Source organism: Actinomadura sp. NPDC048955 (assembly GCF_040649435.1).
Classification (GTDB): Bacteria; Actinomycetota; Actinomycetes; order Streptosporangiales; family Streptosporangiaceae; genus Spirillospora; species Spirillospora luteofluorescens.
Genome location: NZ_JBEZJI010000003.1, coordinates 153,741 through 168,546 on the forward strand (window position 1 = coordinate 153,741; position 14,806 = coordinate 168,546).

Sequence of the window (14,806 nt, forward strand, 5' to 3'; positions counted from 1 at the left end):
AGGCGCCTTCGCGCCGTCCACACCCTGTGGACGGATGAACCGCTTCCCCCGGGGAAGTGAGGGGAACTCCCCGGTCGCCGCCGCGCTAGGTTGGACCGAATGGTCCAGATCGCGGAGGCGGGGGCGTGGGGAAGAAGCTGACGGCGAAGGGTGCGGCGACCCGGAACCGGATCATCGAGGGCGCAGCCGAGGTGGTGCGGGACAGGGGAGTGGCCTTCGCGACCCTCGAAGACGTCATGACGCGCACCCGGGCCAGCAAGAGCCAGCTGTTCCACTACTTTCCCGCCGGCAAGGACGAGCTGCTGCTCGCCGTCGCCCGGTACGAGGCCGGCCAGGTCCTGGAGGATCAGCAGCCCTACCTGGGGCGCCTGGACTCGTGGGAGGCCTGGCGGCAGTGGCGCGACGTGGTGGTCGATCGCTACGAGACGCAGGGCGACCGGTGCCCGCTCGGCTCGCTGTTCCTCCAGGTCGGCCGGGCCACACCCGGAGCGCGCGCCATCGTGGTCGAGTTGATGGACCAGTGGCAGGCGAGCCTGTCCGCCGGGATCCGCTCCCTGCAGGCGGCCGGGCACCTGCCCGCGGGCGTCGACGCCGACCAGCGGGCGGCCGCACTGCTGGCGGGCATCCAGGGCGGCGTGGCGATCCTCCAGTCGACCGGCCGGTCCTGCCACCTGCGGGCCGCGCTCGACCAGGCGATCGACGACCTGCGCCGCCTCGCGCCCCGCTGATTGGACTTGCGGGTCCATTTTTTCCCTTGCAGAGTGACGGTGCCGCTCGGGCTCGGGCGGCGCCGGACGTACCGAGGGGAGCGCGTGATGAGCGGACGGCTGCAGGGCAGGCGGGCGCTGGTGACCGGATCGACCAGCAACATCGGGCGGGCGATCGCCGAGGCGTTCGCCGCCGAGGGCGCGCACGTGGTCGTGTCCGGCCGCAGCGCCGAGCGGGGCCGGGAGGTCGTGGACGGCATCCGCGCGCAGGGCGGCCGCGCCGACTTCGTCCAGGCGGACCTGGACGGCAGCGCCGAGGCCTCCCGGGCCCTGGCGCGGGACGCGGCGTCGGTGCTCGGCGGCGGCATCGACGTCCTGGTCAACAACGCGGGCATCTACCCCGCCGACGCCACGGCGGCCACCGACGAGAAGACCTTCGACCGGGTCTACGCGGTCAACGTGAAGGCGCCGTTCTTCCTGACCGCGGCGGTCGCCCCCGCCATGGCCGAGGCCGGCGGCGGCGCGATCATCAACCTGGGGTCGTGGATCGCGCGCCTGGGCGTCCCCGCGGGCGCGCTCTACAGCTCCACCAAGGGCGCGATGGAGACGCTCACGCGGGCGTGGGCCGCGGAGTTCGGCCCGCACGGCGTCCGCGTGAACGCGATCTCTCCCGGTGTGATCCTCGAACCCGCGCCGGGAGAGCCGCACCCGGGCGAGGCCATGATGGCCGGCACCCCGGCCGGGGGCATGGGCAGGCCGGGGGCCATCGCGCACGCCGCCGTCTACCTGGCCGCCGAGGAGGCCGCCTTCGTCCACGGCATCACCCTGGACGTGGACGGCGGCCGCACCACGACGGCCGTCATCGCCGCCTGACCCGCGCCCCGGCGCGTGCCTCACGGCGCGATGGCGAGCTCCTTGGAGTTGGGACGGGACGGGTGGCTGCGGCCCAGCGGCCCCGCGGCCATCGCCCGGACGAGCGTGTCGGTCACCCGCATGGTGAACGCTCGGCCCGCCTCGTCGACCCCATGGCCGCAGGCCCGTCCCCGCATCGCGCACACCCAGCGCATGGTGCCGGTGGCGAACACCCCCGCCCCGCTGCGGGTGGTGTAGTAGGACGCGTGCGCGACCGCGGTGCCGGTCCCGCAGCTGATCGGGGGGCGTCCGACGATCTCCAGCGTCGGCGGTGTCGGGCCGCCGGGGGCGATCGCGTCGGCCTCGGGGCCGACCATCCCGGGGAACCGGGTCCCCGCGCGCACGCCCGTGCCGCGGAACAGCCAGAAATCGGGCCGGTAGACGGTGAACGCGCCCTCCGCCGGAAAGCACATGTACTGGATGCCGATGATGTCGCTCTCCGGCCGCGGCTTCGGCGGCAGCCGCCAGTCCTGCGTCGACTCGGCCGGATCCGTCCGGGCGACGGGATCGGCGGAGGAGTCCTTGTAGCAGACCACCAGCCGGTCGGTGCCCAGCGGCGTGGTCTCGAACCGGATGTGCCGGTTCACCGCGTTGGCGCCGAGGAAGGCGATGTTGACGCCGTGGTCGCGGGCCTGCGTCGCGCGCTGCCGCATGGCCGACGACCAGTACTCGTCGTGCCCCAGGGTGAGCAGCCCGCGCGCCTTGCTCAGCAGAGCGGGGTCGCTGTGCAGGTCGTTGTCGGTCGCGTACGCCAGCGGCACGCCCGCCTTCTCGGCCAGGGCGATCGCGGGCTGCTCGTAGGTCAGGAACTTGCCCGCGCCCGTCTTGTCGTACGGACGGTCGAAGCTGACCGCGTAGGACCGGTCGTCGTAGCCGGACGGCCCCTCGTACAGGTCGTGGCCGCCCCACATGTTGTACGCCTGCCAGGTGGTGGTCGCGTTCAGCACCACGACCCGCCCGGCGGTGTCCGGCGAGCGGACGGTCACCGGCACGCACCGCTGCGCGCCCGACACGGCGGTCAGCCTGACCAGGTAGCTGCCCGCCGGCCAGCCCGCCGTGGCGACGGTCAGCGACGGCCGCCACGGCGCCGACACGGTGCGGGTCTTCCGGTCGATCAGGGCCGCCGCCTGCCGGACGCCGGCGACCTGGCCCGACCGCCACACGCGCCGCGCGTTCGCGCCTCCGTACCAGCCCATCCGGAACGCCTCGGCGCTGAACCCGGACGTCGTGGTCGAGACGAACAGCCGGAACGACTGGCCCGGTAGCACGCTCACGCGGTCGGCGTACCCCTCGATCTCGTGCTCGGCGCCCTTGCGGCGGACCTGCCAGTCCGCCGTGCCCGGCTTGGCGTTCTCGGGCGTCTCCGCGACCGCCGCGCCCGCGTTGGCCGGCCGCTCGCCGCCGGACGGGCGGCGCGACGTCGAGCACGCGCCGGCCAGGACGAGCGCCGAGACCAACGCCAGCGCGACCGGAACCCGGAGCACGCGCGCGAACACACCCTCGCTTGAGGGACTCCCCTTTTCCACGGCGGACCCGCCCTCACCCTGAATCCCTGTGGGCAACCCGTCCACCGCCACGTACCGGAGATCGTCTTCCCGCCCCGCGACCGCATAACCACCGGTCCGGACCGAGCTCAACGGACCGCATCTGGTTCGGGAGAGTTCATGCCATTATGTCGGCGCGCTCGGCCCCCTGCCCGCGACGACCCGCCGATCGTCGGCGCAGGTCGCCCGTTCTACCCTCGTGTTCCTGACCCCCACGCGCGTGGCCGGCTCGTGCGGCGGTGAGAGGAGTGGGGAGCGGTGGAAGCGCAGGGCTTGACGATGGTGGGCCGGGACGGCGAGCGGGAGCTGCTGTCCGCGTTCGTCGCGGCGGACACCGGGCGGGCGCTCGTCCTGCGGGGAGAGGCCGGGGTCGGCAAGAGCGCCCTGCTCGACCACGCGGCGAGCGTCGCGGCGTCGCACCGGTACGAGGTGATCCGCGCCGCCGGGGTCGAGGCGGAGGCGGAACTGCCCTTCGCCGGCCTGCACCAGCTCGTCCACCCGCTGCTGACCCACCTGCCCGGGCTGGACGACGGGTACCGCGCCGTCTTCGACGTCGTCTTCGGGCGGCGCGAGGGGAAGGCGCCGTCGGTCATGTCGCTCGGCATCGCCGTCCTCGACCTGCTGTCCCTGGCGGCCGCGAGGAATCCGCCGCTGCTGCTGATCGACGACGGCCAGTGGCTGGACGCCGCCAGCGCCGACGTGTGCGGTTTCGTCGGGCGCCGTCTCGCGGGCGTCCCGGTCAAGATGCTGATCGCCGTACGGGCCGACAGCCCTTCGAGGTTCGACACGGCCGCGCTCCCCGAAACGGCGGTGGCGGCCCTCCCGGACGAGGCCGCCGGGCGACTCCTGGACCTGCGCTACCCCGACCTCGATGCGCACGCCCGCCGCGTCGTCCTGGAGCACGCCCAGGGCAACCCGCTGGCCCTCCTCGAACTGCCGCCCCACCTGGACGACGAGCGCGCCGGGGACGCGGCCGGAGAACTCCTCGACATCCCCCTTTCGCGTCGGCTCCAGCACCTCTACGGCACGCGGATCGAGCGTCTCGACCCGTCCGAGCGTGCGGAACTTCTGAAAGGCGCTCTGGACGGCGTCGGAGCGGGCATCGCCGCGAACCGCGCCCACGGCGCGCGGTACCGCATGCGCCACGTGGACCGGGCGGCCGCGTCCGGTCTCCTCGACGTCGATCCCGCCGGCGGCGCCGTCGTCTTCCGCCACCCGCTGATCCGCTCCGCCGTCGTCCAGTCCGCGACGCCCGGCCTGCGGCGAGCGGCGCACGCGGAACTCGCGGCCCTGCACCGAGGCGACGTCGAACGCCGCGCGCACCACCTCGCGGCGTCGGCGGTCGACCCCGACGAGGAGACGGCCGCCGCGCTGGAGGCCGCCGCGGACTCGGCGACCCGGCGCGGGCACGCGACGGCGGCCGTGACCTGGCTGATTCGCGCCGCCGAGGTGAGCGAGGACCCCGCCGCGCGGTCCAGAAGGCTCGGCGACGCGGCCTTCATCGCCGGGCACTCCGCGCTCCTGGACCGGGCCCAGGCGATCGTCCGCTCCGTCCCGCCGCCGGACGGGTCCGAGCCGCCGTCCACGGCCGTCACCGCCGGATACGTCGCTCTCCACGAGGACGGGGACGTCCGTTCCTCGCACCTCCGGGTCGCCGCCGCGATCGAGAGACTCGCGGGACGGGACGCGGGGGAGTCCGGAGAAGCGCTCGACCGGCTCATGATCCTTCTGCTGGCCATCGGCCAGTACGCCGGTGACGGCGCCACGTGGACACGCACGAGGCGACTCCTGCGCTCCCTCGCGGACCGCGTCGACCCGAGGGCCGCGATCTACCACGACGCCTGGAGCGACGTCGTCCGTCACGGCGCCGGCCTGCGCGAACGCGTCGAGCGCGCCTTCGCGGACCCGTCCGGCCTGGAGCCGTGGGACGTCTCGCGCCTGGCCATCGCCGCCTCCCAGGTCGACGCGTTGAGCCGGTTCCGTCCCTACCTGCGGCGAGCAGCCGACCAGGAGGTGAAGACCGGTGCCGTGGCCAACGGCATGACCGTGCTGCAACTGCTCATGCTCGACCAGATGGCGGCCGGCGAGTGGGACGACGCCGAGCGGACCGGCCGCCGCGCGCTGGAGCTCACCACGTCCCACGGATACGCGCTGCTCGCCCACCAGAGCCGCGCCCACCTCGGCCTCCTCGCCGCGATGCGCGGCGACCTGGACGGTGCCCGGGAGGCGCAGGCCATCGTGGACGCCTGGGCCCGTCCGCGCGGAGTGGGGTTCCTGACCCAGATCGCCGATGCCGTCGGCACCGCCGCGGCCCTCAGCGAGGGGGACTACGAAGGCGCCTACCTGCACGCCATCGGCATCACCGCGCCGGGCTCGTTCGAGGACTGCGCGCATCAGGCGTCCCGGACGCTGCTCGACCTCGTGGAGGCGGCGGTGCAGACCGGCCGCCTGGAGCAGGCGCGCCTGCACGCCGTGGCCGCACGCGACGCGCGCCTGCCCGACATCTCCCCGCGCCTCGCGCTGGTGACGTACGGGGCGCTGGCGATGACCGCGTCCGGCGAGAAGGAGGCGGACGACATGTACGCGCGGGCCGAGTCCCACCCCGAGGCCTCGGGTTTCCCGTTCGAGCTGGCCCGCGTCCGCCTCGCCCACGGCGTCCGGTTGAGGCACACCCAGGGGCCGAAGGCGGCATGGCCCGTCCTCACCGGTGCCGCCGAGTCCTTCGAACGGCTCGGAGCCTCGGGCTGGGCCGGGCGCGCCCGCGCCGAACTCCGGGCGTGCGGGGCGCCCGCCCGCGCCTCGCTCCCGTCCCTGACGGCCCTGACCTGGCAGGAACGCCGCATCGCCGAGCTCGCCGCCACCGGACTGACGAACAAGGAGATCGGGGAGCGGACGCACCTGTCCCCGCGCACCGTCAGCTCCCACCTCTACCGCGTCTTCCCGAAACTGGGTATCACCTCACGGGGCGCCCTGCGCGACGCCCTGGCCAGGGCCCGGGACACCTGATCCGCAACGACTGAATCGGGTCCCACCGTCAAATGACGGATGTGGCCGCATCCCCTCCGGAACGAGAGTCGACGGTGCCGGCACAGCGCCGGCACACATCGGGCACACGGTGGGACCATGATCGACAGACGTACTTTCGGCAAGGGGCTCGGCCTGGTCGCGGGCGGGGCCGCCGCCTCCGCGGCCGGCCTGCCGGACGCGTCGGCCGCCGCGCCGAGCCCGGCCCCCGGCGGCCGCACGTCCTTCACCACCCTCAAACAGATCAGGGCGGGCCTGCTGGACGTCGGTTACGCGGAGGCGGGCCCCGCGCGCGGGCCGGTGGTCATCTGCCTGCACGGCTGGCCCTACGACATCCACAGCTTCGTCGACGTCGCCCCGGCGCTGGCGGCGAAGGGCTACCGCGTGATCGTCCCCTACCTGCGGGGGCACGGGACGACGCGCTTCCTGTCCGCCCGGACGTTCCGGAACGCCCAGCAGTCGGTGATCGCCCTCGACGTCATCGCCCTGATGGACGCCCTCAAGATCGAGAAGGCCGTCCTCGCCGGCTTCGACTGGGGCTCCCGGACCGCCGACATCGTCGCGGCTCTGTGGCCGGAACGCTGCAAGGCCCTCGTCTCGGTCAGCGGGTACCTGGTCACCGACCGCGAGGCCAACCTCCGGCCGCTGCCGCCCAAGGCCGAACACGCATGGTGGTACCAGTACTACTTCGCCACGGAGCGAGGACTGCTGGCCATGCGGGACGAACGCAAGCGGCACGACCTGGCCCGGCTCGTCTGGGACACCGTCTCCCCGACGTGGGGCTTCGACGACGCCACCTTCGAGCGCACGGCCGCGGCCTTCCGCAACCCCGACTACGCCGCCATCGTCGTCCACAACTACCGCTGGCGGCTGAGCCTCGCCGACGGCGAGCGCCGCTACGACGGCCTGGAGAAGCGGCTCGACGCGCGGCCGGTCATCACCGCCCCGACCATCGTGCTGGACGCCGACCGCGACCCCTTCACGGCCCTGAGCGACGCGTCCTACCGGGACAGGTTCACCGGCGCCTACGAGTACCGCCTGCTCAAGGGCATCGGCCACAACGTCCCGCAGGAGGCTCCCGCGGCCTTCGCCCAGGCCGTCACCGACGCGGACCACTTCTGACCGAGACCACTCTCACCGATAAGGAGGAACGACCATGGCCAGGACATGGCTGATCACCGGGGCGTCGCGAGGACTCGGACGCCACCTCACCGAGGCCGTCCTGAACGGTGGTGACCGTGTCGTCGCCACCGCGCGGCGCCCGGAGCAACTGGACGACCTGGCGGCCCGGCACGGCGAACGGATCCGGGCGGTCGCGCTCGACGTCACCGACCCCTCCGCGGCCGCCCGCGCGGTGACGGAGGCCACCGGCGCCTTCGGCCGCCTCGACGTCGTCGTCAACAACGCGGGCTACGCCAACAGCGCCCCGATCGAGGAGATGGCCGAGGACGACTTCCGCGCCCAGATCGAGACCAACCTCTTCGGCGTCGTGAACGTGACGCGCGCGGCGCTGCCCTTCCTGCGCGCGCAGCGCTCCGGGATGTTCGTGCAGATCTCCTCCATCGGCGGACGCGTCGGCGGCACCCCCGGAATGGGCGCCTACCAGGCCGCGAAGTTCGCCGTCGAGGGCTTCTCCGAGGTACTCGCCGCCGAGGTGGCGCCGTTCGGCGTGAAGGTCCTCATCGTCGAGCCGGGCGCGTTCCGCACCGACTGGCAGGGCTCGTCCATGGAACTCCACCCCGTCGGCCCCGACTACGAGGAGACGGTCGGCGCCGTCAACGGCTACCGGCAGGCCAACGACGGCACCCAGCAGGGCGACCCGGCCCGCGCCGCCAGGGCCATCGTCGACGTGGTCGGCGCCGGCGAACCGCCCCGCCGCCTCATCCTCGGCAGCGACGCCCTCGCCCTGGCCCGCAGGTCCGGCGAGGCCCGCGCCGCCGAGGCCGAGCAGTGGGCCGCGGTGACCGGCTCGACCGACTTCCCGCCGGACGACCGCTAGCCGCGGGCGGGCCGCCCTGCTCGATCAGGCGGCCGGACCGCGGGCGATGTAGAGGTTCATGCCGGTGAAGTCGAGGGTGACGTTGTAGGGCTTGAAGAACGGGTGGAAGAAGGCGCCCAGCGAGTCGAACCCGGAGCGAGGGGGTCTGCTGGTCGGGTTCGCCACGCAGTAGACCTCCCTGGCGACGGCGTCGCCGAGGCGGATCTCCTCCGGGTAGCAGGGGTAGGTGACGGCCGGGTGACTGTGCGCGAAAGTCTCCAGCGGGCGGTCGTAGTCGGTGCGGATCCGCAGCTGCTTGGCCGTCTCCTCGGGCATGGCCACGGCGCTCTCGCTGGTCCCGCCGATGGACAGGCCCACCACTCGCGTGCCGGAACCGCCGATGCTGCCCCTGCTGTACAGCCCGTGCTCATGGGCCAGCCACAGCGGCAGCGGCTCGGCGCCCGCCCGAGCGGCGTCGCGCCGTGCCCTGCGGGCCGTTTCGGAAGTCGGGCGGCGCAGGATCAGCGACCGGCCCGCGTAGTCGAAGGTGGTCAGCAGGTGGTAGAAGATCCACGTGCCGATGATCCCGTCGCTCGGCCCCCCGGGTGAGGCCTGGTCCGTCTCCGTCCACTCAACGGGGAGGTTGCGCAGTTCGATGCCGCCCAGCTTGAAGGACTCCAGCACCCCGAAGTACTGCCACGCGGTGCCGTCCAGGTAGTCGATCTGCTGCTTCGCCACGGCGGTCAGCCCGGCCTCCCTGGCCGCGTCCGCGGACAGGCCGAGCCACGGGGCGCCGGTGTAGAGCATGAAGCGCTTCGTCGGTCCGCCGTTGACCGATCCCTCGACCTGCGGTGACGGGTCCATCTGCTGCCACGGCAGCCGCGCGGTGTCGCCGTGGACCTGGTACGGCTCGCCGTGAACCGCCCCGAACCATTTGGCGAAGACGTCCTTGCCGGCCGCTTGCCAGCACGGAACGGACAAGGAGAGTTTGTCCTGCCGGATGTAGCAGTCGCCCAGGAGCTGGTTGGTCTCCTTGTCGCCGGGCGCTAGTTCGGACGCCATTAGGAGATATTTCTCGGCGACCGGGAACTGGTTCACCAGTAGCGCCACGTGGCCGCGCTGCCGGGCCGCGTGCACGTTCGAAGGATCCTTTCTCAGGATCTCCTCATAGGCGCGGCCGGCCTGTTCGAACTCTCCGGCCTTGAACAGCGCGTCCGCGTCGGCGTCGTCGGCGCGCGCTGCGCCCGTCCCGCCCAGCAGCGGCGCGCTCGCCGCGGCACCGGCCACCACGGCGGCGCCCCGCAGCAGCGAACGCCGATCCCATTTCCCGTTGTCGGCCACGGCCTTCTCCATTCTTCTCCGGCGATCAAGATGCGCCTCGAACGCTACGAACCGGCACATATCGTCGGCGTATCGAAAACACCCCGGGGCGCGCCTCCCCGCGCCCCGGGGTGCGGTCAAAGGCCCGCGTCGGCCCCGAGGGCCGCCTTTAACAGGACGACGGCATTGACGGGGCTGTCGGCCTCGCACATCCAGAAACCGCCCTGGACGAACCACCAGCGGTCGCCGTCACTCGCGCGACGGCGGCACTCGACCTCCACGCCGCAGGCCTCCGGCTCCTTCGCCACGCGCAGTCGCAGCGCCGAAACGCTCTCCACCGCGAGTTTCTGGCCTCGCAACAGATTCCCGAGCGTGGTCGTGAACTCCACGCCCGTCGGGCCCGCGCCGGGCCCATCCGGATTCGACGGGATCATGCCGCTGCCGCCACTTCCATCTGGTTCCTGATCTGGCGCGCCGCTCCGGCCAGGTCGTTCGCCGGCCCGATGAGTTCCCCGCTGTGGACGTGGTAGAGCCACCAGGCCCCGTGCCTGCTGTAGCGGCACCCGATCGTCAGGGAACGCCGGGCCGGTTCCACGGGGATCACGTTGAGGACGGCGAAACCCTCGATCGCCGTGAACGCGGTCACCACGCCGGTCCACGGGGCGAGAACGTCCGCGAGAAGGACGAGAAAGGTGATCCGCTCGCGTTGCGGGATCACCAGCGCGGGCCCTCGCGGCCGGTTCAGTTCGGGGAGTGGCGGCGGAAGGCGGCGTCCTTGGGAAGTCCGCTCGTGCGCTCCCACGGCGTCACGCTCCGGGCGCCCGGCGGCGGACGCCCGGGGATCGTCGGTTACTTTTCATGATCGACCTCTTTTTGGTGCGGGGGACAGTTGATCCATTTGATGGGGCGATGCGCGGAACGGGCGCCCTGTCCGGCTCGCCGTGATCGCGGATTATCGCGATTCACTCCCGTGCTGACTCCGAGTAGAGCACCATGAAAGCAACGTCCGCAAGCAATCGGATCGATTCTCGGCCGGGAATTTTCGCAGGTCAGAGCCTGTTGCGGACCGGGCGAGGGGATGCTTTCATTCCGGGTGAAAGGCGGCCCCGAGATGCGAGATGGAGGTGATCTGAGTGTCGGAAGCAACCACGGGTTCGACCGTCCCCCGGCGGCAACTCGGCCGGTACCTCCGCGAACTTCGGACTAATGCCCGCTTAACCGTCCAAGTCGCGGCGAAAGCGCTTGAATGGTCCGAAGCAAAGATGTGGAGGATCGAGACCGGCCAAACGTCCCTGCGTTCCCACGACGTGGAGACGATGTGCCGCGTGTACGGCGCACCCGAGGAACTGAAGATCGCCCTGATGGGCCTCGCCAAGGAGACCAAGGGAAAGGGATGGTGGCACGCCTACGGCGACGTGATCCCGGAGAGCTTCGATCTCTTCATCGGCCTGGAGGAGGCAGCCAGCAGCCTGGAACTGTATTCGCCGGAACTGGTACCCGGCCTCTTCCAGACTTCTGACTACGCCCGCGCGGTCATCAAGAACAACTCTCGTCTTCAAGAGGAGGAGATCGACCGCCGAGTGCAGTTGAGAGTCCAGCGACAGACGCTGGTGACACGCTTCACGGAGCCGACCATCCTCCGCGCGGTCCTGAACGAAGCCGTCATTCGCCGGGCCGTGGGCGGGACGACGGTCATGGCAGCTCAACTCACCTGGCTGGCGGAACTGAACGAACGCCCCAACGTCTCGATCCGTCTCGTGCCCTTCTCACTGGGGGCGCATCAGGGGCTTGACAGCGGCTCCTTCATACTCATGCGGTTCCCAACCGCAGGGGATGGACGAAACCACGAACCGCCAACGGTGTACATACAAGGCTTCACCGGAGCCTTGTACCTGGATAAACCCCGCGAGATCGACCGCTACGCCGCGGGCTTCGCGGCCATCTGGGACGCCGCTCTGCCGCAGGAGGAGAGTTCGGCATTGTTCCGACAGACGGCAAGGGAGATGATCGGGCCATGAACGCTGACTTCGCAGGGGCCCAGTGGCGCAAGAGCAGTCGCAGCAACTCCGAGCAGGAGTGTGTGGAGGTGGCCCAGTCGCCGATCGCCATCGGTGTCCGGGACAGTAAGAATCCCGAGGGCGGGCACCTGGCCCTCGACCGCAGCGCGTTCAACGGGCTTCTCGCTCGTGTGAAGGCCGGTGACCTGGACCTCTGACAACGCTCCCCGCGAGAGGCGTCCCGGTCACCTCCTGGGACGCCTCTCCACCCGGATGAAGCCCGGCATTGTCGGGCGGCGGCCGGATTTCTTTAGCATGCGGTGCGGGCACGTCCACCATGCTGTAATCGTCCGATGACCTTCGGTGTTAATCGGGCTTCGGAACGTCGGCGCTGGACGTTCGCAGCCGCGATGATTCTGGCGGCGGGCATGGTTGCGAGCTGCGGTGACGACGGCAAGAAGCCTGGTGTTCGCGTCCCGGTATCAGACGGCTACACGGTGCCGAAACCACTTACCTCCGCCCCACCCGTCGGCGCCCCCCGCCTCGACCAGCTCATGCATCACATGGAGGAGGCGACCGTGAGGGCCGGGGGCGTGGCCGCACCGACCAAGGCACGTTGCGAGACCGACAAGAAACGAATCGGGACGCGCCCCGAGACCTTTGCGTGCACGGTGTCCTACAAAGGCAAGACCGCCGAGTTCCGCGCTAGCGTCTCAGTGCTGTCGAAGCGGCTGACGTCCGAGCCCGGACAGAACTTCCCGAGCGGGACCGAGTACAAGTACAGGCTCACGGCCGTTGCGACGAAGCTCGTGCTCACCCGCGAAGGCGTCCACCGCCAGTGGGGCTACCACCCGTCTGGTGACGACGATAACGAGTACCGCTGCGACGCCCACATCCCAGAAGCGATTGTGGTGCCCCCGGGACCGACGCCTTATCGCTGCTATGACCTCTACCGCCTCGGTTACAAAACCAGGGTCGCCGCCTTCCGTGTGGTCTTGTCCGCAGAAGATGGCGAACGACCCGACGGAAGCCTCTCCTTCAAACCGGCCCCGACCGAGGAACCCGTGCGCAGGGACCAATGACGCCCCGGCAGAGCGCCGCTCAAATGAAGGGCCTGATCCAGGTCTCGAACCGTGCCCCGAACTCGTCCCGGGCCGCTTTGATCAGGTCATTGGGGTCGCTCACCGGAGCCAGGCCGAAGTGCTGCTTCAGCCATGCGACGTAGGACTGGTGTGCCTCGGGGGCGCCTTCGCGTTCGCGGTGGTACCCCTCGTACTCCGCGAAGTAGGCGTCGTCCCAGTCGATCGACAGCGGCCGGTCGCTCGCGAGCTGGCAGAGCAGATCCCGGAGGTGGCGTGCGGTGAGATGGATTCCTCCCTCGTCACCGAACGCCGCGATCGGCAGGGTGGCGAGGTCCGCGCGGTCGTCCACGCGCCAGAAGGCGTAGAACGAGCCTGAGCCGTTGGCCTGCGCGAAGGGGAGGAACGCCTCGACGAACTCCTGGGCGTCCGACCATGAGTCGTGCTGGGGCTCTCCGAAATCGGTCAGCTCGAACCCGTCCGAGATGAACTCTCCGCCGAGCCGCTCCTGCAGTTCGCTGAGCAGGTTCAGCTCCGGCACGGGCGAGAAGGCACTGTCCATCGGGGCGACGTCCGATCGGCTGGGGGGCGAGAGGCGAGATCGTTCGCGAGAACATACCGGTTCCGGCGGCCGCGTTCGTCATCACGAGCCGCCATAGCGGGCGGCGATCGCGGCGGCGCGGTCGCGCAGCGAGCTGCGCAGCCACTGCGGAGCCAGAACTTCTGCGTTCGTGGCGAGCTGCCACAACGCCCACACGGCGTGCCTCGAATCCTGGAAGGTCACCTCCATCCGCAGCAGGCCGTCCGTGTCGTCCTCCTCGGAGAGGACGGCCAGCGCGGTGCCCACCAGATCCTCCCGGCGCGCCGGAGCCACCCGCAGGAGGACGGCGACCTGGTCGCCGCCGGTCCGAAACCGCGTGCTGCGCTCCTGCCAGGCCCGGTCCAGATCGACCTGCTCCGTCCGCTGTGCGGGTTCGTCGAGCTCCTCCGCGGCCAGGATCCGTGACAGCCGGTACGTGCGATCCGCGCCTGATCTCGTGGCCAGCAGGTAGCCCTGGCCGCGAGCGGTGACGAGGCCGACCGGGTCCACCGTCCGCCACTTCGGGGTCTGGTCCACGGCCGCGTAGTGGATGCGCAGCTTGTGCCCGGCGAACACCGCGCGCCGGACCTCGGCCACGACCGCGTCGGGGACCTCCTCCACGACCTGCCGGCGCGCGAGAAGGTCGGCCTCGGGATCGATGAGCAGCCGCCGGGCCGCGTCGGCCGCGGTGTCCCGGTAGCTCGCGGGCAGCGCGTCGACCACCTTGAGCATGGCCGAAGCGAGCGCCGAGCCGAGACCGAACGCCTGCGCGCCGCGCCGCGACCCGGCGACCAGCAGCGCGAGCGCCTCGTCGTGGTTCAGCCCGGTGAGCTCGGTCCGGAAACCGGGCAGCAACGCGAAACCGCCGTGCCGGCCGCGCTCGGCGTAGACCGGGACGCCCGCCGCCGACAGCGCCTCGACGTCGCGCAGCACGGTCCGGGTGGACACCTCCAGCTCGCGGGCCAGCGCGGTCGCGGACAGCCGACCGTGCTGGCGCAGCAACAGCACCAGCGAGACCAACCGGTCAGCACGCACACGAGGAACCTACCGAAATACACGACACAGGTTGTCGTGATTCGTTGGGAGGCTCTCACCACCACGTCGAAGAGCGGCTGCGAGCCGGCGACGTGCGCACTGTCGACGAATCGAACGGAGCTGAGGCGGCAATGGAGCGAACGACGATCAACCCGTGGACGTGGTCGGCGGACCTGGGCTACGACCAGGGCGAGGTCGTCTCCGGACACACCCGGACCCTGTACTGCTCAGGCCAGACCGCGATGAGCGCGGACGGCCAGCCGCAGCACGCCGGCGACATGGCGGCGCAGCTGGCGCTGAGCATCGACAACCTGGAGGCCGTACTCGCCGAGGCAGGCATGTCCCTGACGAACCTCGTCCGCCTCAACGTCTACACCACCGACGTCGACCTGCTCTTCCAGCACTACGGCCTCCTGGCCTCCCGTCTGGCCGCCGCCAAAGTGGCCACGAGCACCACAATGCTGGGCGTCACCCGCCTGGCCATCCCCACCCTGCTGGTCGAACTAGAAGCAACCGCCGTCGCCTAACCCCACCGCCCCGCTGCTCGTGCCCCACCAGCACGAGCAGCACGCGACGGCCGTTGCACGGTGTTCCCCTGACCTGGACCGACAATTCCGGGATGCAGCGTCC

The 14,806-nt window shown here is 71.2% G+C and carries 15 protein-coding genes; 9 read left to right on the forward strand and 6 right to left on the reverse strand.

Annotated features, from left to right (window positions below; genetic code table 11):
• The first annotated feature begins 125 nt into the window (after positions 1-125).
• Both AB0C84_RS04535 and AB0C84_RS04540 read left to right on the forward strand, forming a co-directional pair.
• The gene (locus tag AB0C84_RS04535; RefSeq protein ID WP_361061074.1) at positions 126-728 is read left to right on the forward strand and encodes a TetR/AcrR family transcriptional regulator; all 603 of its coding nucleotides are present in this window, start codon (positions 126-128) and stop codon (positions 726-728) included.
• Between the two features lie 87 nt (positions 729-815).
• Positions 816-1,580 carry an SDR family oxidoreductase gene (locus AB0C84_RS04540; RefSeq protein ID WP_361061076.1) on the forward strand — a complete coding sequence of 255 codons (765 nt, stop codon included), beginning with the start codon at positions 816-818 and terminating at the stop codon, positions 1,578-1,580.
• Between the two features lie 20 nt (positions 1,581-1,600).
• On the opposite strand, the gene AB0C84_RS04545 is transcribed toward AB0C84_RS04540, so the two are convergent.
• A complete protein-coding gene (locus AB0C84_RS04545) occupies positions 1,601-3,103 on the reverse strand; it encodes a N,N-dimethylformamidase beta subunit family domain-containing protein (RefSeq protein ID WP_361061078.1) in 1,503 nt (500 codons plus the stop codon).
• Positions 3,104-3,421: 318 nt separating this feature from the next.
• Between AB0C84_RS04545 and AB0C84_RS04550 the strand changes: the two genes are divergently transcribed.
• The 3 genes from AB0C84_RS04550 to AB0C84_RS04560 all read left to right on the forward strand — a co-directional run bounded on the left by AB0C84_RS04550 (position 3,422) and on the right by AB0C84_RS04560 (position 8,186).
• Positions 3,422-6,169 carry an AAA family ATPase gene (locus AB0C84_RS04550; protein ID WP_361061080.1) on the forward strand — a complete coding sequence of 916 codons (2,748 nt, stop codon included), beginning with the start codon at positions 3,422-3,424 and terminating at the stop codon, positions 6,167-6,169.
• A gap of 117 nt (positions 6,170-6,286) precedes the next feature.
• The gene (locus tag AB0C84_RS04555; RefSeq protein ID WP_361061083.1) at positions 6,287-7,309 is read left to right on the forward strand and encodes an alpha/beta hydrolase; all 1,023 of its coding nucleotides are present in this window, start codon (positions 6,287-6,289) and stop codon (positions 7,307-7,309) included.
• A 34-nt stretch (positions 7,310-7,343) separates the two neighbouring features.
• Positions 7,344-8,186, forward strand: a complete 843-nt coding sequence (locus AB0C84_RS04560; RefSeq protein WP_361061085.1) for an oxidoreductase — start codon at positions 7,344-7,346, stop codon at positions 8,184-8,186.
• Positions 8,187-8,210: 24 nt separating this feature from the next.
• On the opposite strand, the gene AB0C84_RS04565 is transcribed toward AB0C84_RS04560, so the two are convergent.
• The 3 genes from AB0C84_RS04565 to AB0C84_RS04575 all read right to left on the reverse strand — a co-directional run bounded on the left by AB0C84_RS04565 (position 8,211) and on the right by AB0C84_RS04575 (position 10,203).
• The gene (locus tag AB0C84_RS04565; RefSeq protein ID WP_361061087.1) at positions 8,211-9,518 is read right to left on the reverse strand and encodes an aspartyl protease family protein; all 1,308 of its coding nucleotides are present in this window, start codon (positions 9,516-9,518) and stop codon (positions 8,211-8,213) included.
• 104 nt (positions 9,519-9,622) lie between these two features.
• Positions 9,623-9,919 carry a hypothetical protein gene (locus tag AB0C84_RS04570; RefSeq protein ID WP_361061089.1) on the reverse strand — a complete coding sequence of 99 codons (297 nt, stop codon included), beginning with the start codon at positions 9,917-9,919 and terminating at the stop codon, positions 9,623-9,625.
• Positions 9,916-10,203: a hypothetical protein gene (locus AB0C84_RS04575; RefSeq protein WP_361061091.1), complete on the reverse strand. Its 288-nt coding sequence runs from the start codon at positions 10,201-10,203 to the stop codon at positions 9,916-9,918. The genes AB0C84_RS04570 and AB0C84_RS04575 overlap by 4 nt, the downstream gene beginning before the upstream one ends.
• A gap of 415 nt (positions 10,204-10,618) precedes the next feature.
• On the opposite strand from AB0C84_RS04575, the gene AB0C84_RS04580 reads away from it, so the two are divergent.
• The 3 genes from AB0C84_RS04580 (at position 10,619) to AB0C84_RS04590 (ending at position 12,564) form a co-directional block, all read left to right on the forward strand.
• Complete coding sequence (locus AB0C84_RS04580; protein WP_361061093.1) at positions 10,619-11,503, forward strand: helix-turn-helix transcriptional regulator; 885 nt, start codon at positions 10,619-10,621, stop codon at positions 11,501-11,503.
• Entirely contained in the window at positions 11,500-11,700 is a 201-nt protein-coding gene (locus AB0C84_RS04585) for a DUF397 domain-containing protein (RefSeq protein WP_361061095.1), read from the forward strand. Before AB0C84_RS04580 ends, AB0C84_RS04585 begins: the two co-directional genes overlap by 4 nt.
• 135 nt (positions 11,701-11,835) lie before the next feature.
• A complete protein-coding gene (locus AB0C84_RS04590) occupies positions 11,836-12,564 on the forward strand; it encodes a hypothetical protein (RefSeq protein ID WP_361061097.1) in 729 nt (242 codons plus the stop codon).
• Positions 12,565-12,583: 19 nt separating this feature from the next.
• Here the strand turns inward: AB0C84_RS04590 and AB0C84_RS04595 are convergent, their stop codons facing one another.
• Positions 12,584-13,123, reverse strand: a complete 540-nt coding sequence (locus AB0C84_RS04595) for a hypothetical protein (RefSeq protein ID WP_361061099.1) — start codon at positions 13,121-13,123, stop codon at positions 12,584-12,586.
• 81 nt (positions 13,124-13,204) lie between these two features.
• Positions 13,205-14,176 (reverse strand): WYL domain-containing protein, encoded by a 972-nt coding sequence (locus tag AB0C84_RS04600; RefSeq protein ID WP_361061101.1) that lies wholly within the window; start codon positions 14,174-14,176, stop codon positions 13,205-13,207.
• Positions 14,177-14,307: 131 nt separating this feature from the next.
• On the opposite strand from AB0C84_RS04600, the gene AB0C84_RS04605 reads away from it, so the two are divergent.
• Positions 14,308-14,703 (forward strand): RidA family protein, encoded by a 396-nt coding sequence (locus AB0C84_RS04605; protein ID WP_361061103.1) that lies wholly within the window; start codon positions 14,308-14,310, stop codon positions 14,701-14,703.
• Positions 14,704-14,806 lie beyond the last annotated feature (103 nt).